This window comes from Escherichia sp. MOD1-EC5950, assembly GCF_002965345.1.
Lineage (GTDB): Bacteria > Pseudomonadota > Gammaproteobacteria > Enterobacterales > Enterobacteriaceae > Escherichia > Escherichia marmotae.
The window spans coordinates 1-21,563 of sequence record NZ_PTSR01000016.1; the positions used below are offsets into that span (position 1 = coordinate 1).

Below are 21,563 nucleotides of genomic sequence, written 5' to 3' on the forward strand. Positions count from 1 at the left end.
CAGAAGTGAAACGCCGTAGCGCCGATGGTAGTGTGGGGTCTCCCCATGCGAGAGTAGGGAACTGCCAGGCATCAAATTTAGCAGTAAGCCGGTCATAAAACTGGTGGTTGTAAAAGAATTCGGTGGAGCGGTAGTTCAGTCGGTTAGAATACCTGCCTGTCACGCAGGGGGTCGCGGGTTCGAGTCCCGTCCGTTCCGCCACCCTAATTAGGGGCGTAGTTCAATTGGTAGAGCACCGGTCTCCAAAACCGGGTGTTGGGAGTTCGAGTCTCTCCGCCCCTGCCAGAAATCATCCTTAGCGAAAGCTAAGGATTTTTTTTATCTGTAATAAACTCATCCAAAGTAAAACCTTCTTCCGGCATCCTTGCCAGCTATTTTAATTAATACACATCATCCAGAACGTTAATTTTCAATAGATCGCGAATCAACGCGTGTTTATCACTATTTTGCAGCCATATAGCATAGAGAGGACGTGAAAGCGTTGTGCTGTCGACAACAGTATGCAATCCGCCTTTTTTGCGAGCCCAACTTACTGGTAGCCAGGTACAACAATTAAGCATTGCAATCTGTTGCTGTGCCAGTTCGGCAGAACTGGTTGTCAGGATTGGAACTTCATCAGCACCGATTAAACCGGCCTCATGTTGTTGAAAATCTGGCCCCCATTCCAGTCGCAGATAGTTAAGATCTCCTTTTAATTTAGAAGGGGTGCTGGCATAAAGTGCCAAAGTAAAATGCCCCAGCAACTGGCTACTAAACTCGTCCATTTTGGGCGCTTCAGTGGTAATAAGAAGATCAAGCTGACGTTCATGCAGTTGTTTTACCAGTGACTGCCGTTGGGCGATCCGCGCTTCGAACTGCAACCCTGTGTGGGCATCCTGATTTTGATACAAACGTCCCAGCCACTGATTAAGCATACATTCCCACAACGAGGCGCTGGCACCGATGGAGAACTCATTATGTCGTGAGGTATGTGCCACTTCCTTACGGGCGGCCTGCCAGGTACTCATGAGCGTTTCTGCATAAGGCAGGAGCTTTTCTCCTGCAGCGGTCAAACGGATATTATTCCTGTGGCGGGTGAAAAGGTTCACACCCAGTTGATTTTCCAGTTGCCTGATCCGAAAACTCACAGCTGATTGGGTCAGATAGAGCGATTCAGCCGCTCGACCAAAGTGACGTGTTCGGCTAACTTCCAGGAAAGTTTTTAACAATTCCGTATCCACAGTGCTCTCCGCAAAATTATTTGTCGTTATGATTTAAATGTTTTGTTTTACACTCTGTCAAGCGTAACTAATACTCCGCGCCATAACTAGCTCGGTCAAAGAATTAGGAGCGTGCAGGATGGCGGAAAGCTTTACGACGACTAATCGATATTTCGACAATAAACATTATCCACGTGGGTTCTCTCGTCATGGTGATTTCACCATCAAAGAGGCACAACTGCTTGAACGTCATGGTTATGCCTTCAATGAGCTGGATCTCGGTAAACGCGAGCCGGTGACCGAAGAAGAGAAACTCTTCGTAGCAGTATGCCGTGGCGAACGTGAGCCAGTGACAGAAGCAGAACGCGTGTGGTCTAAATATATGACGCGTATCAAGCGTCCAAAACGTTTTCACACTCTTTCCGGCGGTAAACCGCAGGTCGAAGGTGCTGAAGACTACACCGATTCCGACGATTAATAAAAAAGGGCGAAATGCCCTTTTTTTATGCCAGTAGTTTTTGCAAATGGATTAACAAGCGGTCGATAGCTCGATAGCTAACCGCCTCCTGCAGATGCGGGCGTGTGATGGTCTCAGACTGATCAATATCCGCAATGGTTCTTGATACTTTCAGTAACCGCTGCCAGGCACGAATAGATAATCCCAGATGGATCAGCGTTTCTTCCAGCCACTGTGCGTCTTCACTCTCAAGCTTGCAGAATTGTCGTATTTCTGGGCTATCCAGCCAGGCATTCAGTTTATTCTGCCGCTTAAATTGGCGCTCTCTGGCAGCTATTACGCGTTGTTTAACGGTGGCGCTGTTTTCCCCCAGAACTACCGCTTTACTCAGAATACCGGGCGGTGGGAGAGGGATCTCCAGTGAGAGATCAAAGCGGTCGAGAAAGGGACCTGAGAGTCGGTTGAGATAACGTAATGTTTGTTCTGGCGTACAGCGGTTATGGTTCCCCTGATAATGTCCGGTAGGGCTGGGATTCATCGCCGCGACAAGCTGGAAACGTGCCGGATAGGTTATTTTCGCTCGCGTGCGTGAAAGATGGATATGGCCTGACTCTATGGGCTCCCGCAAGGCATCCAATGTACGCCGTTCAAATTCAGGTAGCTCATCAAGAAAAAGCACGCCGTTATGCGCCAGCGAAATTTCACCAGGCCCGGGAATTGCACCACCGCCAACCATCGCAGTTAACGACGCACTGTGATGTGGTGAACGGAACGGGCGTTGCCGCCACTGTTTTTGTACCGATTCGGCATTTACCAGACTTAATATCGCAGCACTCTCCAGTGCCTCTTCATTACTTAAATCTGGCAACAGACCATTAATACGGCTGGCGAGCATTGTTTTACCCGTTCCCGGCGGCCCAATCAGTAAAAGGTTGTGCCCGCCAGCGGCGGTAATTTCCAGCCCTCGCTTTCCTTGCTCCTGACCGACAACATCACTGAGATCATGTTGTAATACCCAGGATTCCGCATCTGTTGGTTTTGGGCGTTCGAGAGCATGTTTACCTTCCAGAAATGCACAGACCGCTTGTAGATGATCGGCTATCAGGCATCCTTCACCGTTAATTAGCCCTACTTCCGCTTCATTGTCTTTCGCGACGATAATCTTTCTGCCCGACTTAATAGCTTCAGTTGCACTGGAGATTGCGCCGGGAACGCCACGCAAAGCGCCTGTAAGCGCCAGTTCCCCAACTAATTCATATTCATCCAACTTATTGGCTGTAAGCTGTTCAGAGGCAGCCAGCAACGCAATGGCGATAGGTAAATCATATCTTCCACCTTCTTTCGGTAGATCGGCAGGCGCAAGATTTATGGTGATTTTTTTCGACGGATATTCATATCCGCTATTGATAATGGCGCTACGCACGCGATCGCGTGCTTCTTTTACCGTTGTTTCTGGTAAGCCCACCATCGTTAATCCGGGTAGACCTTTACTGATATGTACCTCAACAGTGATCGGCGGAGCGTTTACTCCCAGCGCGGCACGGGTATGAACAATTGACAGTGACATAAGTCCTCCTTAAGTCACCATTATGAACATAAGAGATCGCTGCTGTAGCCTGCTAAATTGTGTTATTTGGCGGTAGATTCCTGTTTATTTATGCAAAGTGATTTGAGTTGTATTAGCGATGGATTAACGCTCGCAAAAATGAGGCGTGCAAGAATTAGTCTTTAAGAAAGGGCAAGAATTATACGGAAATTGAATTTTTTTCATCCACTATTTTTTATATAAAAAACAATGGTTTTTATAGAAATTATTATATTTGTCATAAAAAGCGACCAAAAAATATCTTGTGCCATTCGCAAAATCTATGGTAACTCTTTAGGTATTCCTTCGAACAAGATGCAAGAAAAGACAAAATGACAGCCCTTCTACGAGTGATTAGCCTGGTCGTGATTAGCGTGGTGGTGATTATTATCCCACCGTGCGGGGCTGCACTTGGACGAGGAAAGGCTTAGAGATCAAGCCTTAACGAACTAAGCCCCCCGCACCGAAAGGTCCGGGGGTTTTTTTTTGACCTTAAAAACATAACCGAGAAGCAGACAATGAATAACAGCACAAAATTCTGTTTCTCAAGATTCAGGACGGGGAACTAACTATGAATGGCGCACAGTGGGTGGTACATGCGTTGCGGGCACAGGGGGTGAATACCGTTTTTGGTTATCCGGGTGGCGCAATTATGCCGGTTTATGATGCATTGTATGACGGCGGCGTGGAGCACTTGTTGTGCCGACATGAGCAAGGGGCGGCAATGGCAGCTATCGGCTATGCTCGTGCTACCGGCAAAACCGGTGTATGCATTGCCACGTCTGGCCCTGGTGCAACCAATCTGATCACCGGACTGGCGGATGCGCTGTTAGATTCTGTTCCGGTTGTTGCCATCACCGGTCAGGTGTCCGCACCGTTTATCGGCACCGACGCATTTCAGGAAGTGGATGTACTGGGATTGTCGTTAGCCTGTACCAAACACAGCTTCCTGGTGCAGTCGCTGGAAGAATTACCACGCATCATGGCGGAAGCGTTTGATGTCGCCAGCTCAGGTCGTCCCGGCCCGGTTCTGGTTGATATCCCAAAAGATATTCAGTTAGCCAGTGGCGATCTGGAACCGTGGTTCACCACCGTTGAAAACGAAGTGACTTTTCCACATGCAGAAGTTGAGCAAGCGCGACAGATGCTGACTAAAGCGCAAAAGCCGATGTTGTATGTCGGCGGCGGTGTCGGTATGGCGCAGGCTGTTCCTGCTCTGCGTGAGTTTCTCACGACCACAAAAATGCCTGTCACCTGTACGTTGAAAGGGCTGGGCGCAGTCGAGACGGATTATCCGTACTATCTGGGAATGTTGGGGATGCACGGCACCAAAGCGGCGAACTTCGCGGTACAGGAGTGTGATCTGCTGATCGCCGTGGGTGCACGTTTTGATGACCGGGTTACCGGCAAACTGAATACCTTCGCACCACATGCCTGCGTGATCCATATGGATATCGACCCAGCAGAAATGAACAAACTGCGTCAGGCGCATGTGGCATTACAGGGCGATTTGAATGCTTTGTTACCGGCATTACAGCAGTCGTTAAATATCAATGGCTGGCAGCAATATTGCGCACAACTGCGTGATGAACATGCCTGGCGCTACGATCACCCCGGAGAGGCTATCTACGCGCCGTTGTTGTTAAAACAACTGTCGGATCGTAAGGCTGCGGATTGTGTTGTGACCACGGATGTGGGACAGCATCAGATGTGGGCCGCGCAGCACATTGCCCATACTCGCCCGGAAAATTTCATCACATCCAGTGGGTTAGGCACCATGGGTTTCGGTTTACCAGCGGCGGTTGGCGCGCAAGTCGCGCGACCGAACGATACCGTTGTTTGTATCTCCGGTGACGGCTCTTTCATGATGAATGTGCAAGAGTTGGGCACCGTAAAACGCAAGCAATTACCGTTGAAAATCGTCTTACTCGATAACCAACGGTTAGGGATGGTTCGACAATGGCAGCAACTGTTTTTCCAGGAAAGATACAGCGAAACCACCCTTACCGATAACCCCGATTTCCTCATGTTAGCCAGAGCCTTCGGTATCCCTGGCCAACACATCACCCGTAAAGACCAGGTTGAAGCGGCACTCGACACCATGCTGAACAGTGATGGGCCATACCTGCTTCATGTCTCAATCGACGAACTTGAGAACGTCTGGCCACTGGTGCCGCCTGGTGCCAGTAATTCAGAAATGTTGGAGAAATTATCATGATGCAACATCAGGTTAATGTATCGGCTCGCTTCAATCCGGAAACCTTAGAACGTGTTTTACGCGTGGTGCGCCATCGTGGTTTCCATGTTTGCTCAATGAATATGGCCGCCGCCAGTGATGCACAAAATATAAATATCGAATTGACCGTTGCCAGCCCACGGTCGGTCGACTTACTGTTTAGTCAGTTAAATAAACTGGTGGACGTCGCACACGTTGCCATCTGCCAGAGCACAACAACATCACAACAAATCCGCGCCTGAGCGCAAAAGGAATATAAAAATGACCACGAAGAAAGCTGATTACATTTGGTTCAATGGGGAGATGGTTCGCTGGGAAGACGCGAAGGTGCATGTAATGTCGCACGCGCTGCACTATGGCACCTCGGTTTTTGAAGGTATCCGTTGCTACGACTCACATAAAGGACCGGTTGTATTCCGTCATCGTGAGCATATGCAGCGTCTGCATGACTCCGCAAAAATCTATCGCTTCCCTGTTTCACAGAGTATTGATGAGCTGATGGAAGCCTGCCGCGACGTAATCCGCAAAAATAATCTCACCAGTGCCTATATCCGTCCGCTGATTTTTGTCGGTGACGTTGGCATGGGCGTAAACCCGCCAGCGGGATACTCCACCGACGTGATTATCGCCGCTTTCCCGTGGGGAGCGTATCTGGGCGCAGAAGCGCTGGAGCAGGGGATTGATGCGATGGTTTCCTCCTGGAACCGCGCAGCACCAAACACCATCCCAACTGCGGCGAAAGCGGGTGGTAATTACCTCTCTTCCCTGCTGGTGGGTAGCGAAGCGCGCCGCCATGGCTATCAGGAAGGTATCGCGCTGGATGTGAATGGTTACATCTCTGAAGGTGCAGGCGAAAACCTGTTTGAAGTGAAAGATGGCGTGCTGTTCACCCCGCCGTTTACCTCATCCGCATTACCGGGCATTACCCGTGACGCCATCATCAAACTGGCGAAAGAGCTGGGAATTGAAGTGCGTGAGCAAGTTCTGTCGCGCGAATCACTCTATCTGGCAGATGAAGTCTTTATGTCCGGTACTGCGGCTGAAATCACGCCAGTGCGCAGTGTAGACGGTATTCAGGTAGGCGAAGGTCGTTGTGGCCCGGTTACCAAACGTATTCAGCAAGCCTTCTTTGGCCTCTTCACCGGCGAAACCGAAGATAAATGGGGCTGGTTGGATCAAGTTAATCAATAAATACAAAAATGGGATGGCACGCACCGTCCCATTTACGAGACAGACACTGGGAGTAAATAAAGTATGCCTAAGTACCGTTCCGCCACCACCACTCATGGCCGTAATATGGCGGGGGCTCGTGCGCTGTGGCGCGCCACCGGAATGACCGACGCCGATTTTGGCAAACCGATTATCGCGGTTGTGAACTCGTTCACCCAATTTGTACCGGGCCACGTCCATCTGCGCGATCTCGGTAAACTGGTCGCTGAACAAATTGAAGCGGCTGGCGGTGTTGCCAAAGAGTTCAACACCATTGCGGTGGATGATGGGATCGCCATGGGCCACGGGGGCATGCTTTATTCACTGCCATCTCGCGAACTGATCGCTGATTCCGTTGAGTATATGGTGAACGCCCACTGCGCCGACGCGATGGTCTGTATCTCCAACTGCGACAAAATCACCCCAGGGATGCTGATGGCCTCCCTACGCCTGAATATTCCGGTGATCTTTGTTTCCGGTGGTCCGATGGAGGCCGGAAAAACCAAACTGTCCGATCAGATCATCAAACTTGATCTGGTTGATGCGATGATCCAGGGGGCAGATCCGAAAGTCTCTGACTCCCAGAGCGATCAGGTTGAGCGTTCAGCCTGCCCAACTTGCGGCTCCTGCTCCGGGATGTTCACCGCCAACTCGATGAACTGCCTGACCGAAGCGCTGGGCTTGTCGCAGCCGGGTAACGGCTCACTGCTGGCAACCCACGCTGACCGTAAGCAATTGTTCCTTAACGCCGGTAAACGCATTGTCGAGCTGACCAAACGTTACTACGAGCAAAACGATGAAAGCGCCCTGCCGCGTAATATTGCCAGCAAAGCGGCATTTGAAAACGCCATGACGCTGGATATCGCGATGGGCGGTTCCACTAACACCGTTCTCCATCTGCTGGCAGCGGCGCAGGAAGCAGAAATCGATTTCACGATGAGTGATATCGATAAACTTTCACGCAAAGTCCCGCAGTTGTGCAAAGTTGCGCCGAGCACTCAGAAATACCATATGGAAGATGTTCACCGTGCTGGTGGCGTTATCGGTATCCTCGGGGAACTGGATCGCGCGGGATTACTGAATCGCAATGTGAAAAACGTGCTCGGTCTGACGTTGCCGCAAACGCTGGAACACTACGACGTCATGTTGACCCAGGATGATGCGGTAAAAAATATGTTTCGTGCAGGCCCGGCGGGTATCCGTACCACCCAGGCGTTCTCGCAGGATTGCCGTTGGGACTCCCTCGATGACGACCGTGCTAACGGTTGTATCCGCTCACTGGAACACGCCTACAGCCAGGACGGTGGTCTGGCTGTACTTTACGGTAACTTCGCGGAAAACGGCTGTATTGTTAAAACCGCGGGCGTCGATGACAGCATCCTGAAATTTACCGGTCCGGCGAAAGTGTATGAAAGTCAGGACGACGCGGTAGAAGCGATCCTCGGTGGCAAAGTTGTGGCAGGCGACGTAGTCGTGATCCGCTACGAAGGGCCGAAAGGCGGTCCGGGGATGCAAGAAATGCTCTACCCAACCAGCTTCCTGAAATCGATGGGCCTCGGTAAAGCCTGTGCACTGATCACCGACGGTCGCTTCTCTGGCGGCACCTCTGGCCTTTCCATCGGTCACGTCTCACCGGAAGCGGCAAGTGGCGGCAGCATTGGCCTGATTGAAGACGGTGACCTGATCGCCATCGACATTCCGAACCGCAGCATTCAGTTACAAGTAAGTGATGCAGAACTGGCGGCACGTCGTGAAGCGCAGGAAGCCCGTGGTGATAAAGCCTGGACGCCGAAAAACCGTGAACGTCAGGTCTCCTTTGCTCTGCGCGCTTACGCCAGCCTGGCGACCAGTGCCGACAAAGGTGCGGTACGCGATAAATCGAAACTGGGGGGTTAATAATGGCAGACTCACTACCCCTGTCTGGCGCACCGGAAGGCGCTGAGTATTTACGGGCGGTGCTACGCGCGCCGGTCTATGAAGCGGCGCAGGTCACGCCGCTGCAGAAAATGGAAAAACTCTCGTCGCGTCTTGATAACGTCATTCTGGTAAAGCGCGAAGACCGCCAGCCAGTGCACAGCTTTAAGCTGCGCGGCGCATACGCCATGATGGCGGGTCTGACGGAAGAACAGAAAGCGCACGGCGTGATCACTGCTTCTGCGGGTAACCACGCGCAGGGCGTTGCGTTCTCCTCCGCACGATTAGGCGTGAAGGCGCTAATCGTCATGCCAACCGCCACCGCTGATATCAAAGTTGATGCGGTACGCGGCTTCGGCGGCGAAGTGTTGCTTCACGGTGCGAACTTTGATGAAGCAAAAGCCAAAGCGATTGAACTGTCGCAGCAGCAGGGCTTCACCTGGGTTCCGCCATTTGATCATCCGATGGTGATTGCCGGACAGGGCACGCTGGCGCTAGAATTGCTCCAGCAGGACGCCCATCTTGATCGCGTATTTGTGCCGGTCGGCGGCGGCGGTCTGGCGGCGGGTGTGGCGGTGCTGATCAAACAACTGATGCCGCAAATCAAAGTGATAGCCGTGGAAGCGGAAGATTCAGCCTGCCTGAAAGCGGCGCTGGATGCAGGTCATCCTGTTGACCTGCCGCGCGTAGGTTTGTTTGCTGAGGGGGTCGCGGTCAAGCGCATTGGTGACGAAACGTTCCGTCTGTGTCAGGAGTATCTCGACGACATCATCACCGTTGATAGCGATGCCATCTGTGCGGCGATGAAAGACCTGTTCGAAGATGTGCGCGCGGTGGCGGAGCCGTCTGGCGCGTTGGCGCTGGCGGGAATGAAAAAATATATCGCCCAGCACAACATTCGCGGTGAGCGCCTGGCGCATGTGCTCTCGGGAGCTAACGTCAATTTCCACGGCCTGCGCTACGTCTCGGAACGTTGCGAACTGGGTGAACAGCGCGAAGCATTGCTGGCGGTGACCATTCCGGAAGAAAAAGGCAGTTTCCTTAAATTTTGCCAGCTACTCGGTGGGCGCTCGGTCACAGAGTTCAACTATCGCTTTGCAGATGCCAAAAATGCCTGCATTTTTGTCGGCGTGCGCTTAAGCCGCGGCCTTGAGGAGCGCAAAGAAATTTTGCAGATGCTCAACGAAGGCGGCTACAGCGTGGTTGATCTCTCCGATGACGAAATGGCGAAGCTACATGTGCGCTATATGGTCGGCGGGCGTCCATCGCATCCGTTGCAGGAACGCCTCTACAGCTTCGAATTCCCGGAATCACCGGGCGCGCTGCTGCGCTTTCTTAACACGCTGGGTACGCACTGGAATATCTCTTTGTTCCACTATCGCAGTCATGGCACCGACTACGGGCGCGTACTGGCGGCGTTCGAACTTGGCGACCATGAACCGGATTTCGAAACCCGGCTGAATGAGCTGGGCTACGATTGTCACGACGAAACCAATAACCCGGCGTTCAGGTTCTTTTTGGCGGGTTAGGGAAAAATGCCTGATGGCGCTTCGCTTATCAGGCCTACCCACGCGTCAACGTTATTTGTGGTTGGGTAAAATCTTCCAGAACGCCTCAATCAGCGGCTCATGTAGCCGCTTTTTTTGTGCGCAAACGCCCAGTTCAAACGGTGTTTTCTCATCGCTGCGATCAAGAATCATCACACGGTTGCGTACAGGTTCAGGACTATTATCCAACACAACTTCCGGTAACAATGCCACGCCACAGCCTAGCGCCACCATCGATACCATCGCTTCATGCCCGCCGACCGTGGCGTAAATCATCGGGTTGCTGATTTTATTGCGTCGGAACCACAGTTCAATGCGGCGGCGCACTGGTCCCTGATCGGCCATGATAAACGGCACCGTCGACCAGTCCGGCTTCTCTACAGATACCTGATTACGAACCGGGCAGGGCAGCGCAGGTGCGATCAGCACTACCGCCAGATTCTCCAGCATCGAAAATGCCACTGCACCGGGTAACGTCTCTGGCTTACCGGCAATCGCCAAATCCGCTTCGCCGGTGACAACTTTTTCCATCGCATCCGCCGCATCACCGGTGGTGAGCTTGATCTCCACCGACGGGTGTTCCGCGCGGAAGCGATCAAGAATCGGCGGAAGATGGCTGTAAGCAGCGGTCACCGAGCAGAAAATATGTAACTCGCCAGAGAGCGACGGCCCTTGCTGGTCGATGGTGTGGCGCAGTTGCTGATATTGCAACAGCGTTTGCTGGGCGAAAACACGCAGCTCTTCGCCCGCTTCGGTCAGCGTTACCGTCCGGTTATCGCGTATAAATAGCGGTTGGCCGAGATCTTCTTCCAGGCGCTGAATCTGCCGTGAAAGTGTCGATGGGCTGACGTGCATCGCCCGCGCGCTGCGCCCAAAATGACGGCTTTCCGCCAGATGTAGAAACATTTTCAGATCGCGTAAATCCACAGGCACAGCCCTCGATTTTGACGTTGCAGAAATTGCAATGTGACGTTGTGAATATATCAATTTCCGCAATAAGTTTCCTGACATATAGTGAATTTAATCTCGCAAACGCGAACCGAACAATAAGAAGCACAACATCATGAGGAATCACCATGGCTAACTACTTCAATACACTGAATCTGCGCCAGCAACTGGCGCAGTTGGGTAAATGTCGCTTTATGGGCCGCGAAGAATTCGCTGACGGCGCGAGCTACCTTCAGGGTAAAAAAGTGGTCATCGTCGGTTGTGGTGCACAGGGCCTGAACCAGGGCCTGAACATGCGTGATTCTGGTCTGGACATCTCTTATGCCCTGCGTAAAGAGGCGATCGCTGAGAAACGCGCTTCCTGGCGTAAAGCGACCGAAAACGGTTTTAAAGTCGGCACTTACGAAGAGCTGATCCCGCAGGCGGATCTGGTGGTTAACCTGACGCCGGATAAGCAGCACTCCGACGTAGTGCGTTCTGTTCAGCCGCTGATGAAAGACGGTGCGGCGCTGGGTTACTCCCACGGCTTCAACATCGTAGAAGTGGGTGAGCAGATCCGTAAAGACATCACTGTGGTGATGGTTGCACCGAAATGCCCGGGCACTGAAGTGCGTGAAGAGTACAAACGTGGGTTTGGCGTACCGACGCTGATTGCCGTTCACCCGGAAAACGATCCGAAAGGCGAAGGTATGGCGATTGCCAAAGCCTGGGCTGCGGCTACTGGTGGTCACCGTGCGGGCGTGCTGGAATCCTCCTTCGTTGCGGAAGTGAAATCTGACCTGATGGGCGAACAAACCATACTGTGCGGTATGTTGCAGGCTGGTTCTCTGCTGTGCTTCGACAAGCTGGTGGAAGAAGGCACCGACCCGGCATATGCAGAAAAACTGATTCAGTTCGGTTGGGAAACCATCACCGAAGCGCTGAAGCAGGGTGGCATCACCCTGATGATGGACAGGCTCTCTAACCCGGCAAAACTGCGTGCTTATGCGCTCTCTGAACAACTGAAAGAGATCATGGCACCGCTGTTCCAGAAACATATGGACGACATCATCTCCGGCGAATTCTCCTCCGGCATGATGGCTGACTGGGCCAATGATGATAAGAAACTGCTGACCTGGCGTGAAGAGACCGGCAAAACCGCGTTCGAAACCGCGCCGCAGTTTGAAGGCAAAATCGGTGAGCAGGAGTACTTCGATAAAGGCGTACTGATGATCGCGATGGTAAAAGCAGGCGTTGAACTGGCGTTCGAAACCATGGTTGATTCCGGCATCATTGAAGAGTCGGCTTACTACGAATCACTGCACGAACTGCCGCTGATTGCCAACACTATCGCCCGTAAGCGTCTGTACGAAATGAACGTCGTTATCTCTGATACCGCCGAGTATGGTAACTACTTGTTCTCTTACGCCTGCGTGCCGCTGCTGAAACCGTTTATGGCAGAGCTGCAACCGGGCGACCTGGGTAAAGCTATTCCGGAAGGTGCCGTTGATAACGCGCAACTGCGTGATGTGAATGAAGCCATTCGCAGCCATGCTATCGAGCAGGTAGGTAAGAAACTGCGTGGCTATATGACGGATATGAAACGTATTGCGGTTGCAGGCTAAGCGGCTACATACGGTGCCGGATGGCGGCGTAAATGCCTTATCCGGCCTACAAAAAGTGCACGTTCTGTAGGCCTGATAAGCGCAGCGCCATCAGGCAAAAACCCGGTGTTCAAATGCACCGGGTTTTTTTGTTAGTTACGGTACAGCACCTTAATGATGTGATAGCCGAACTGGGTATGCAGCGGGCCGGTTGGCTCCAGTACCGGACAAGAGAAAACCACTTTATCGAATGCCGGAACCATCTGACCCTGGCGGAACTCACCTAAATCACCGCCACGTTTGCCTGACGGGCAAATGGAGTGCTTCTTCGCCAGCTTGCCGAAATCAGCGCCGTTCTTAATCTGTTCCAGAAGTTCCAGAGCCAGTTTCTCTTCTTTTACAAGGATATGCAGTGCTGCTGCCGTTTTTGCCATGATCGTGCCTTGAGTGGTATGGATGAGGCTGGCTATACTACCACGCTGTTATTTTCCCCTCCCGACTTTCATTGAGCGATTTTTCTATGCGTCTAAACCCCGGCCAACAACAAGCTGTCGAATTCGTTACCGGCCCCTGCCTGGTGCTGGCGGGTGCGGGTTCCGGTAAAACTCGTGTTATCACCAATAAAATCGCCCATCTGATCCGCGGTTGCGGTTACCAGGCGCGACATATTGCAGCGGTGACCTTTACCAATAAGGCGGCACGCGAGATGAAAGAGCGTGTTGGGCAGACGCTGGGGCGCAAAGAGGCGCGTGGGTTGATGATCTCCACCTTCCATACATTAGGGCTGGATATCATCAAGCGCGAATATGCGGCGCTGGGAATGAAAGCGAACTTTTCGCTGTTTGACGATACCGATCAGATGGCGTTGCTCAAAGAGCTGACCGAGGGTCTGATTGAAGATGACAAAGTTCTCCTGCAACAGTTGATTTCGACCATCTCTAACTGGAAGAACGATCTGAAAACTCCGGCGCAGGCAGCGGCAGAGGCAAAGGGCGAGCGGGATCGTATTTTTGCCCATTGTTATGGACTGTATGATGCGCACCTGAAAGCGTGCAACGTTCTCGACTTCGATGACCTGATTTTGCTGCCAACGTTGTTGTTGCAACGCAATGAAGAAGTACGCGAACGCTGGCAGAACAAAATTCGCTATCTGCTGGTGGATGAGTATCAGGACACCAACACCAGCCAGTATGAACTGGTGAAACTGCTGGTGGGTAGCCGCGCGCGCTTTACCGTGGTGGGCGATGACGATCAGTCAATCTACTCATGGCGTGGTGCCCGTCCGCAAAATCTGGTGCTGTTGAGCCAGGATTTCCCGGCGTTGAAGGTGATTAAGCTGGAGCAGAACTACCGCTCTTCCGGACGTATTCTGAAAGCGGCCAACATCCTTATCGCTAATAACCCGCACGTCTTTGAAAAGCGCCTGTTCTCCGAACTGGGCTACGGCGCGGAGCTAAAAGTATTAAGCGCGAATAATGAAGAACATGAAGCCGAGCGCGTTACTGGCGAGCTGATTGCGCATCACTTCGTCAATAAAACACAGTACAAAGATTACGCCATTCTCTATCGCGGTAATCATCAGTCGCGAGTGTTTGAAAAATTCCTGATGCAAAACCGCATCCCGTACAAAATTTCCGGCGGTACTTCATTCTTCTCCCGCCCGGAAATCAAGGATTTGCTGGCTTATCTGCGTGTGCTGACTAACCCGGACGATGACAGTGCGTTCCTGCGTATCGTCAACACGCCGAAACGAGAGATTGGCCCGGCAACGCTGAAAAAGCTGGGCGAGTGGGCGATGACCCGCAATAAAAGTATGTTTACCGCCAGTTTTGATATGGGATTGAGTCAAACACTGAGTGGGCGTGGTTATGAAGCGTTGACTCGCTTTACTCATTGGCTGGCGGAAATCCAGCGTCTGGCGGAGCGGGAGCCGATTGCTGCGGTGCGCGATCTGATCCACGGCATGGATTATGAATCCTGGCTGTACGAAACATCGCCCAGCCCGAAAGCCGCCGAAATGCGCATGAAGAACGTCAACCAACTGTTTAGCTGGATGACGGAGATGCTGGAAGGCAGCGAACTGGATGAGCCGATGACGTTAACCCAGGTGGTGACGCGCTTTACTCTGCGCGACATGATGGAGCGAGGTGAAAGTGAGGAAGAACTGGATCAGGTGCAACTGATGACTCTCCACGCATCGAAAGGGCTGGAGTTTCCCTATGTTTTCATGGTCGGTATGGAAGAAGGATTTTTACCGCACCAGAGCAGCATCGATGAAGACAATATTGATGAGGAGCGGCGGCTGGCCTATGTAGGGATCACCCGCGCCCAGAAGGAATTGACCTTTACGCTGTGTAAAGAGCGTCGTCAGTACGGTGAACTGGTGCGCCCGGAGCCGAGTCGCTTCCTGTTAGAGTTACCGCAGGATGATCTGATTTGGGAGCAGGAGCGCAAAGTGGTCAGCGCGGAAGAACGGATGCAGAAAGGGCAAAGCCATCTGGCAAATCTGAAAGCGATGATGGCAGCAAAACGAGGGAAATAGTTAAGGGGCACGGAATTATCGCCGGATAGAATGCGTTAGCATCGCATCCAGCACATTACTCGTTAATATACTTCCAGCGGCCAATGAACATAACTCTGCCATTGGCTTTCTTGCTCGATAATCTCTTTACCCAGCGGATGTTGGGCTAACCACCCTTGCGGCAGCGTCAAGGTCAACTGTTCATGGCTGGCCTGTAATTGAATCTTCGGCACTAAATCGTCACGGCGACGGCTGGCAAAAATGATGGCCAGGCGCAGTAAACGACAGAGTTGTTCCGCAACGCGCGGAGGGACGGCATTTTGTTGATGCAGCGATGAGAGATCGACCGGATTAGTTTGGTTGAGCAACAGCGTCGCCAGCAGCTTTTTCTGCGCGGGAGTAAAACCAGGAAGATCCAGGTTTCGCACCAGATAAGCAGCATGTTGCGGCGCTTGTTTGAAATCAACGCTCAGGCCAATTTCATGAAGTTGACAGGCACTGATTAGCAAATCGCGGCTAATTGCTTCAAGATGCCATGCATTTTCCACCTGATCGAAGAAGTTAGCCGCAACGCTGGCTACGCGCTGTGCCTGATCAATATCGATCATAAAGCGGCGCTGAATATTACGCAGCGTACGGCTGCGAATATCCTGCTCGACGGCCAGATGCAACATGCCGTAAACCAGGCCTTCACGCAGTGCGCCGCCAGCCAGCGTCATACACTGAATATTCAGTTCGGTAAAAATGGCTATCAGGATCGCCAGACCACTCGGGAATACTAACGCGCGTTCCAGCGTCAGCCCGTCGATCTCCAGCTCCTCCAGCCGACCGCAATGAATGGCGCGCTGTTTCAGTTGTTGCAACTTTTCCAGGGTAATGCGTTCATCCATTCCCTGCGCCATCATGATTTCTTGCAAGGCCTGCACGGTTCCGGAAGCGCCAACGCACACTTTCCAGCCGTGATAACGCAATTCATCGGCAACCGGACGTAACACTTCGCGTGCCGCTTTTTCTGCGGCATCAAAATTTTCCTGCCCCAGATTACGATCGGCAAAATAGCGTTCCAGCCAGGTGACGCAGCCCATCGACAGACTGAACAGAGAGGTGGTTTGTGCACCCGTGCCGGTTACCAGTTCAGTACTGGCTCCCCCGATATCCACCACCAGGCGCTGATCGGCTCCACCGGTAGTGTGAGCAACGCCCTGATAAATCAGACGAGCTTCCTCTTCACCGCTGATCACCTGCACCGGACAACCAAGAATTTCCTGCGCTTTGGCAATAAAATCACCAGCGTTGACAGCAAGACGTAACGTCGCCGTAGCAACAACGCGAATTTGCGAAGGAGGGATATCTTGCAGACGTTCAGCAAACAGGCGCAGGCATTGCCAGCCGCGCTCCATTGCTTCATTAGACAGGGCATTTTCGCTGTTCAGACCAGCAGCCAGACGTACTTTGCGTTTAATTCGCGTCAGCGTCTGGATACTACCAGCCACCTCGCGCACAACCAGCATATGAAAACTATTCGAACCGAGATCAATGGCTGCATAAAGCGACGAGGTGGAACTCATACTCTTCATCCTTCAATCTGTCTCTGCGTTGGCTGTGTTCTTTCACCCGAATCACTTACTACAGTAAGTGATTCGGGATTCATTCTCTTGCCATCTTGATGCAGTTTGAATGATTTTGAGTATGACATTATTTATTTAACCTGAACGACGACGATTACGTGGAGCGCCTGTACGACGCGGACCGTTGCCTGTGCGCGGGCGCGTCAAGCGTAGCGGTTTTGGCAGATCGGTCATCAATGCGTCCGGATTGTATTTGCTTACCGGAATAGAATGACCAATATAGGTCTCAATGGCAGGCAAATTCAATGCATACTCTTCACACGCCAGGCTGATGGAATGACCACTTGCACCAGCGCGGCCAGTACGGCCGATACGGTGAACGTAATCTTCACAGTCATCGGGTAAATCGTAGTTAAAGACGTGGGTTACGGCCGGAATATGCAAACCACGTGCGGCTACGTCGGTAGCAACCAGAATATCCAGATCGCCACGGGTAAATTCATCAAGAATACGCAGACGTTTTTTCTGCGCCACATCGCCCGTCAACAGCCCGACACGATGACCATCTGCCGCCAGGTGACCCCAGATCTCTTCGCAACGATGTTTGGTGTTGGCGAAAATAATCGCTCTGTCTGGCCACTCTTCTTCGATCAGCGTTTGCAGCAAACGCATTTTTTCTTCGTTAGAAGGGTAGAAAAGCTCTTCTTTAATGCGGTGGCCCGTTTTCTGTTCCGGTTCCACTTCGATGTATTCGGCGTTATTCATCTGCTCGAACGCCAGTTCACGTACCCGGTACGAAAGCGTGGCGGAGAACAGCATGTTGAGGCGCTGATTTGCTGGCGGCATACGGCGAAACAGCCAGCGAATATCTTTAATAAAGCCCAGATCGTACATACGATCGGCTTCGTCCAGCACCACGACCTGAATAGCGCCAAGGTTAATGTGATTCTGTTTGGCGTAGTCGATTAAACGACCCGTGGTGCCAATCAGGATGTCAACGCCGCTTTCCAGCACTTTTAGCTGTTTGTCGTAGCCGTCGCCGCCATAAGCCAGGCCCAGCTTCAGACCGGTAGCTTGCGCCAGCGGCTCCGCGTCGGCGTGGATCTGCACGGCAAGTTCACGCGTCGGTGCCATAATTAAGGCACGTGGCTGGTTCACCTTGCGATCGGCAATGGTGGGATGAGAGAGAAGGTAATGAAACGTTGACGTCAGGAACGCCATCGTTTTCCCAGTACCGGTTTGCGCCTGCCCGGCTACGTCACGACCTTCCAGCGTTAGCGGAAGGGCCAGTGCCTGAATGGGCGTACAGTTATGAAACCCTTTTTTTTCAAGGGCTTCTACAACTTTCGGATGCAGGGCGAAGTCGGAAAACTTCTGTTCTGTTAAATGTGTTTTGCTCATAGTGTGATAGAATATCAGCTTACTATTGCTTTACGAAAGCGTATCCGGTGAAATAAAGTCAACCTTTAGTTGGTTAATGTTACACCAACAACGAAACCAACACGCCAGGCTTATTCCTGTGGAGTTATATATGAGCGATAAAATTATTCACCTGACTGACGACAGTTTTGATACGGATGTACTCAAAGCGGACGGGGCGATCCTCGTCGATTTCTGGGCAGAGTGGTGCGGTCCGTGCAAAATGATCGCCCCGATTCTGGATGAAATCGCTGACGAATATCAGGGTAAACTGACCGTTGCAAAACTGAACATCGATCAAAACCCTGGCACTGCGCCGAAATATGGCATCCGTGGTATCCCGACTCTGTTGCTGTTCAAAAACGGTGAAGTCGCGGCAACCAAAGTGGGTGCACTGTCCAAAGGTCAGTTGAAAGAGTTCCTCGACGCCAACCTGGCATAAGGGAACGTCATGTTCGGGTGCCCCGTCGCTAAAAACTGGACGCCCGGCGTGAGCCATGCTAACTTAATGTTGACTTCGTATTAAACTTACCTTATTAAGTTTGAATCTTGTAATATCCAACGCTTCCCGTTTTTATCTAATGCGAAGTGAACAGATTTCTGGTTTGTCACTCAATCCGTCTTGTCGTTTCAGTTCTGCGTACTCTCCTGTGACCAGACAGCGAAAAGACATGAGTCGATGACCGTAAACAGGCATGGATGATCCTGCCATACCATTCACAACATTAAGTTCGAGATTTACCCCAAGTTTAAGAACTCACACCACTATGAATCTTACCGAATTAAAGAATACGCCGGTTTCTGAGCTGATCACTCTCGGCGAAAATATGGGGCTGGAAAATCTGGCCCGTATGCGTAAGCAGGACATTATTTTTGCCATCCTGAAGCAGCACGCAAAGAGTGGCGAAGATATCTTTGGTGATGGCGTACTGGAGATATTGCAGGATGGATTTGGTTTCCTCCGTTCCGCAGACAGCTCCTACCTCGCCGGTCCTGATGACATCTACGTTTCTCCCAGCCAAATCCGCCGTTTCAACCTCCGCACTGGTGATACCATCTCTGGTAAGATTCGCCCGCCGAAAGAAGGTGAACGCTATTTTGCGCTGCTGAAAGTTAATGAAGTTAACTTCGACAAACCTGAAAACGCTCGCAACAAAATCCTCTTTGAGAACTTAACCCCGCTGCACGCAAACTCTCGTCTGCGTATGGAACGTGGTAACGGTTCTACTGAAGATTTGACCGCACGCGTGCTGGATCTGGCTTCACCAATCGGGCGTGGCCAACGTGGTCTGATTGTGGCACCGCCGAAAGCGGGTAAAACCATGCTGCTGCAGAACATCGCCCAGAGCATTGCTTACAACCACCCAGACTGTGTGCTGATGGTTCTGCTGATCGACGAACGTCCGGAAGAAGTAACCGAGATGCAGCGTCTGGTTAAAGGTGAAGTTGTCGCTTCTACCTTCGACGAACCGGCATCTCGCCACGTTCAGGTTGCGGAAATGGTGATCGAGAAGGCAAAACGCCTGGTTGAGCACAAGAAAGACGTTATCATTCTGCTCGACTCCATCACCCGTCTGGCGCGCGCCTACAACACTGTTGTTCCTGCGTCTGGTAAAGTGCTGACCGGTGGTGTGGATGCTAACGCACTGCACCGTCCGAAACGCTTCTTCGGTGCGGCGCGTAACGTAGAAGAGGGCGGCAGCCTGACCATCATCGCGACGGCGTTGATCGACACCGGTTCCAAAATGGACGAAGTTATCTACGAAGAGTTTAAAGGTACAGGTAACATGGAACTGCACCTTTCTCGTAAGATCGCAGAAAAACGCGTCTTCCCGGCTATCGACTACAACCGTTCCGGTACGCGTAAAGAAGAGTTGCTCACCACTCAGGAAGAGCTACAGAAAATGTGGATTCTGCGCAAAATCATTCACCCGATGGGCGAAATCGATGCAATGGAATTCCTCATTAATAAACTGGCAATGACCAAGACCAATGACGATTTCTTCGATATGATGAAACGTTCATAAATTTGTCTTATGCCAAAAACGCCACGTGTTTACGTGGCGTTTTGCTTTTATATCTGTAATCTTAGCGGCATGCCTGTGATAGTGGGAAAATTCCTGGTTATTGCGGGTATTTTATACAATTTTTGTGGTGAATGATTAATTTTTGCACAGGTCTGATAGGCTCAGAAAGGAGTTTCCCTTCTGAATAAAGGTCTTCGTGGGTATACTTCTGCTAATAATTTTCTCTGAGAGCATGCATTGTGAATTTACTGACAGTGAGTACTGATCTCATCAGTATTTTTTTATTCACGACACTGTTTCTGTTTTTTGCCCGTAAGGTGGCAAAAAAAGTCGGTTTAGTGGATAAACCTAACTTCCGCAAACGTCACCAGGGATTGATACCGCTCGTTGGGGGTATTTCAGTTTTCGCAGGGATTTGCTTTACGTTCGGAATTGTTGATTACTACATTCCGCATGCAGCTCTCTACCTCGCCTGTGCGGGCGTCCTGGTGTTCATCGGCGCACTGGATGACCGTTTCGATATTAGTGTAAAAATCCGTGCCACCATACAGGCTGCTGTTGGCATCGTTATGATGGTGTTTGGCAAACTTTATCTCAGTAGCCTGGGCTATATTTTTGGCTCCTGGGAGATGGTGCTTGGGCCGTTTGGTTATTTCCTGACGTTGTTTGCCGTCTGGGCGGCAATTAATGCTTTCAACATGGTTGATGGCATTGATGGTCTGCTGGGTGGGTTGTCCTGCGTCTCGTTTGCGGCAATTGGCATGATTTTGTGGTTCGACGGGCAAACCAGCCTCGCTATCTGGTGCTTTGCGATGATCGCCGCCATCCTGCCATACATCATGCTCAACCTCGGTATTCTGGGGCGTCGCTACAAAGTGTTTATGGGCGATGCGGGCAGTACATTGATTGGTTTTACCGTAATCTGGATCCTGCTTGAAACTACTCAGGGCAAAACACATCCGATTAGCCCGGTGACTGCATTATGGATTATCGCTATTCCGCTGATGGATATGGTGGCGATTATGTATCGTCGCCTGCGTAAAGGCATGAGTCCATTCTCGCCTGATCGCCAGCATATTCATCATTTGATCATGCGTGCCGGCTTTACTTCTCGTCAGGCATTTGTGCTGATTACCCTTGCTGCTGCACTGCTTGCTTCCATTGGCGTACTGGCAGAATATTCTCATTTTGTCCCTGAATGGGTCATGCTGGTGCTCTTTTTGCTAGCATTCTTCCTCTATGGCTATTGCATTAAGCGCGCCTGGAAGGTTGCTCGCTTTATTAAGCGTGTGAAACGCCGACTGCGCAGAAATCGTGGTGGCAGCCCCAACTTAACCAAATAAACGAGGA

Annotated in this window: 20 protein-coding genes and 2 tRNA genes; 16 read left to right on the forward strand and 6 right to left on the reverse strand. The window is 51.6% G+C overall.

Annotation, left to right across the window (positions count from 1 at the left end):
* Window positions 1–124: 124 nt before the first annotated feature.
* Together BEA93_RS15555 and BEA93_RS15560 are read left to right on the forward strand one after the other, a co-directional pair.
* Window positions 125–201: transfer RNA gene (locus BEA93_RS15555), tRNA-Asp, on the forward strand.
* Between the two features lie 8 nt (window positions 202–209).
* Window positions 210–285: transfer RNA gene (locus tag BEA93_RS15560), tRNA-Trp, on the forward strand.
* Window positions 286–380: 95 nt separating this feature from the next.
* On the opposite strand, the gene hdfR is transcribed toward BEA93_RS15560, so the two are convergent.
* The gene (gene hdfR / locus BEA93_RS25460) at window positions 381–1,220 is read right to left on the reverse strand and encodes an HTH-type transcriptional regulator HdfR (protein ID WP_000379233.1); all 840 of its coding nucleotides are present in this window, start codon (window positions 1,218–1,220) and stop codon (window positions 381–383) included.
* A gap of 118 nt (window positions 1,221–1,338) precedes the next feature.
* Between hdfR and maoP the strand changes: the two genes are divergently transcribed.
* Window positions 1,339–1,677 (forward strand): macrodomain Ori organization protein MaoP, encoded by a 339-nt coding sequence (gene maoP / locus BEA93_RS15570; RefSeq protein WP_000841001.1) that lies wholly within the window; start codon window positions 1,339–1,341, stop codon window positions 1,675–1,677.
* Window positions 1,678–1,702: 25 nt separating this feature from the next.
* On the opposite strand, the gene BEA93_RS15575 is transcribed toward maoP, so the two are convergent.
* Window positions 1,703–3,223: a YifB family Mg chelatase-like AAA ATPase gene (locus tag BEA93_RS15575; protein ID WP_105224768.1), complete on the reverse strand. Its 1,521-nt coding sequence runs from the start codon at window positions 3,221–3,223 to the stop codon at window positions 1,703–1,705.
* A gap of 350 nt (window positions 3,224–3,573) precedes the next feature.
* On the opposite strand from BEA93_RS15575, the gene ilvL reads away from it, so the two are divergent.
* The 7 genes from ilvL (at window position 3,574) to ilvA (ending at window position 10,129) form a co-directional block, all read left to right on the forward strand.
* Window positions 3,574–3,672 carry an ilv operon leader peptide gene (gene ilvL / locus BEA93_RS15580; RefSeq protein ID WP_001311244.1) on the forward strand — a complete coding sequence of 33 codons (99 nt, stop codon included), beginning with the start codon at window positions 3,574–3,576 and terminating at the stop codon, window positions 3,670–3,672.
* Window positions 3,673–3,759: 87 nt separating this feature from the next.
* Window positions 3,760–3,810 (forward strand): peptide IlvX, encoded by a 51-nt coding sequence (gene ilvX / locus BEA93_RS15585; RefSeq protein ID WP_001387183.1) that lies wholly within the window; start codon window positions 3,760–3,762, stop codon window positions 3,808–3,810.
* A gap of 2 nt (window positions 3,811–3,812) precedes the next feature.
* The gene (ilvG, locus tag BEA93_RS15590; protein ID WP_001012639.1) at window positions 3,813–5,459 is read left to right on the forward strand and encodes an acetolactate synthase 2 catalytic subunit; all 1,647 of its coding nucleotides are present in this window, start codon (window positions 3,813–3,815) and stop codon (window positions 5,457–5,459) included.
* The gene (gene ilvM / locus BEA93_RS15595) at window positions 5,456–5,719 is read left to right on the forward strand and encodes an acetolactate synthase 2 small subunit (RefSeq protein ID WP_000983255.1); all 264 of its coding nucleotides are present in this window, start codon (window positions 5,456–5,458) and stop codon (window positions 5,717–5,719) included. The genes ilvG and ilvM overlap by 4 nt, the downstream gene beginning before the upstream one ends.
* Before the next feature lie 19 nt (window positions 5,720–5,738).
* The gene (gene ilvE, locus BEA93_RS15600) at window positions 5,739–6,668 is read left to right on the forward strand and encodes a branched-chain-amino-acid transaminase (RefSeq protein ID WP_000208520.1); all 930 of its coding nucleotides are present in this window, start codon (window positions 5,739–5,741) and stop codon (window positions 6,666–6,668) included.
* A 63-nt stretch (window positions 6,669–6,731) separates the two neighbouring features.
* Entirely contained in the window at window positions 6,732–8,582 is a 1,851-nt protein-coding gene (gene ilvD / locus BEA93_RS15605) for a dihydroxy-acid dehydratase (RefSeq protein ID WP_001127407.1), read from the forward strand.
* Between the two features lie 2 nt (window positions 8,583–8,584).
* A complete protein-coding gene (ilvA, locus tag BEA93_RS15610) occupies window positions 8,585–10,129 on the forward strand; it encodes a threonine ammonia-lyase, biosynthetic (protein WP_000785507.1) in 1,545 nt (514 codons plus the stop codon).
* Window positions 10,130–10,180: 51 nt separating this feature from the next.
* Here ilvA and ilvY read toward each other — a convergent pair whose 3' ends face one another.
* Window positions 10,181–11,074, reverse strand: coding sequence for an HTH-type transcriptional activator IlvY (gene ilvY / locus BEA93_RS15615; RefSeq protein ID WP_000365754.1), 894 nt, complete (start codon window positions 11,072–11,074; stop codon window positions 10,181–10,183).
* A 149-nt stretch (window positions 11,075–11,223) separates the two neighbouring features.
* Between ilvY and ilvC the strand changes: the two genes are divergently transcribed.
* Window positions 11,224–12,699, forward strand: a complete 1,476-nt coding sequence (gene ilvC, locus BEA93_RS15620) for a ketol-acid reductoisomerase (protein ID WP_001517409.1) — start codon at window positions 11,224–11,226, stop codon at window positions 12,697–12,699.
* Window positions 12,700–12,830: 131 nt separating this feature from the next.
* Here the strand turns inward: ilvC and ppiC are convergent, their stop codons facing one another.
* Window positions 12,831–13,112 (reverse strand): peptidylprolyl isomerase PpiC, encoded by a 282-nt coding sequence (ppiC, locus tag BEA93_RS15625; protein ID WP_001140258.1) that lies wholly within the window; start codon window positions 13,110–13,112, stop codon window positions 12,831–12,833.
* A gap of 86 nt (window positions 13,113–13,198) precedes the next feature.
* Here ppiC and rep point away from each other — a divergent pair, with 86 nt between their 5' ends.
* A complete protein-coding gene (gene rep / locus BEA93_RS15630; protein WP_001238901.1) occupies window positions 13,199–15,220 on the forward strand; it encodes a DNA helicase Rep in 2,022 nt (673 codons plus the stop codon).
* 62 nt (window positions 15,221–15,282) lie between these two features.
* Here the strand turns inward: rep and gppA are convergent, their stop codons facing one another.
* Together gppA and rhlB are read right to left on the reverse strand one after the other, a co-directional pair.
* Window positions 15,283–16,767 carry a guanosine-5'-triphosphate,3'-diphosphate diphosphatase gene (gppA, locus tag BEA93_RS15635; RefSeq protein ID WP_001517408.1) on the reverse strand — a complete coding sequence of 495 codons (1,485 nt, stop codon included), beginning with the start codon at window positions 16,765–16,767 and terminating at the stop codon, window positions 15,283–15,285.
* A 135-nt stretch (window positions 16,768–16,902) separates the two neighbouring features.
* A complete protein-coding gene (gene rhlB, locus BEA93_RS15645; RefSeq protein ID WP_000047512.1) occupies window positions 16,903–18,168 on the reverse strand; it encodes an ATP-dependent RNA helicase RhlB in 1,266 nt (421 codons plus the stop codon).
* 130 nt (window positions 18,169–18,298) lie between these two features.
* Between rhlB and trxA the strand changes: the two genes are divergently transcribed.
* The 4 genes from trxA (at window position 18,299) to wecA (ending at window position 21,556) form a co-directional block, all read left to right on the forward strand.
* Window positions 18,299–18,628, forward strand: coding sequence for a thioredoxin TrxA (trxA, locus tag BEA93_RS15650; protein WP_001280776.1), 330 nt, complete (start codon window positions 18,299–18,301; stop codon window positions 18,626–18,628).
* A gap of 139 nt (window positions 18,629–18,767) precedes the next feature.
* Window positions 18,768–18,869, forward strand: coding sequence for a rho operon leader peptide RhoL (rhoL, locus tag BEA93_RS15655; protein ID WP_001445787.1), 102 nt, complete (start codon window positions 18,768–18,770; stop codon window positions 18,867–18,869).
* Between the two features lie 84 nt (window positions 18,870–18,953).
* Window positions 18,954–20,213 carry a transcription termination factor Rho gene (gene rho, locus BEA93_RS15660; RefSeq protein WP_001517407.1) on the forward strand — a complete coding sequence of 420 codons (1,260 nt, stop codon included), beginning with the start codon at window positions 18,954–18,956 and terminating at the stop codon, window positions 20,211–20,213.
* Window positions 20,214–20,452: 239 nt separating this feature from the next.
* Window positions 20,453–21,556, forward strand: a complete 1,104-nt coding sequence (gene wecA / locus BEA93_RS15670; RefSeq protein WP_001050950.1) for a UDP-N-acetylglucosamine--undecaprenyl-phosphate N-acetylglucosaminephosphotransferase — start codon at window positions 20,453–20,455, stop codon at window positions 21,554–21,556.
* The last annotated feature ends 7 nt before the right edge of the window (window positions 21,557–21,563 follow it).

Coding starts and splice junctions, on each gene's coding strand:
- trxA (WP_001280776.1), top strand. CDS start 18,299: ATGAGCGATAAAATTATTCACCTGACTGACGACAGTTTTGATACGGAT.
- ilvD (WP_001127407.1), top strand. CDS start 6,732: ATGCCTAAGTACCGTTCCGCCACCACCACTCATGGCCGTAATATGGCG.
- rhoL (WP_001445787.1), top strand. CDS start 18,768: ATGCGAAGTGAACAGATTTCTGGTTTGTCACTCAATCCGTCTTGTCGT.
- ilvL (WP_001311244.1), top strand. CDS start 3,574: ATGACAGCCCTTCTACGAGTGATTAGCCTGGTCGTGATTAGCGTGGTG.
- ppiC (WP_001140258.1), bottom strand. CDS start 13,112: ATGGCAAAAACGGCAGCAGCACTGCATATCCTTGTAAAAGAAGAGAAA.
- rho (WP_001517407.1), top strand. CDS start 18,954: ATGAATCTTACCGAATTAAAGAATACGCCGGTTTCTGAGCTGATCACT.
- ilvE (WP_000208520.1), top strand. CDS start 5,739: ATGACCACGAAGAAAGCTGATTACATTTGGTTCAATGGGGAGATGGTT.
- ilvM (WP_000983255.1), top strand. CDS start 5,456: ATGATGCAACATCAGGTTAATGTATCGGCTCGCTTCAATCCGGAAACC.
- maoP (WP_000841001.1), top strand. CDS start 1,339: ATGGCGGAAAGCTTTACGACGACTAATCGATATTTCGACAATAAACAT.
- ilvA (WP_000785507.1), top strand. CDS start 8,585: ATGGCAGACTCACTACCCCTGTCTGGCGCACCGGAAGGCGCTGAGTAT.
- rhlB (WP_000047512.1), bottom strand. CDS start 18,168: ATGAGCAAAACACATTTAACAGAACAGAAGTTTTCCGACTTCGCCCTG.
- gppA (WP_001517408.1), bottom strand. CDS start 16,767: ATGAGTTCCACCTCGTCGCTTTATGCAGCCATTGATCTCGGTTCGAAT.
- ilvG (WP_001012639.1), top strand. CDS start 3,813: ATGAATGGCGCACAGTGGGTGGTACATGCGTTGCGGGCACAGGGGGTG.
- ilvC (WP_001517409.1), top strand. CDS start 11,224: ATGGCTAACTACTTCAATACACTGAATCTGCGCCAGCAACTGGCGCAG.
- rep (WP_001238901.1), top strand. CDS start 13,199: ATGCGTCTAAACCCCGGCCAACAACAAGCTGTCGAATTCGTTACCGGC.
- BEA93_RS15575 (WP_105224768.1), bottom strand. CDS start 3,223: ATGTCACTGTCAATTGTTCATACCCGTGCCGCGCTGGGAGTAAACGCT.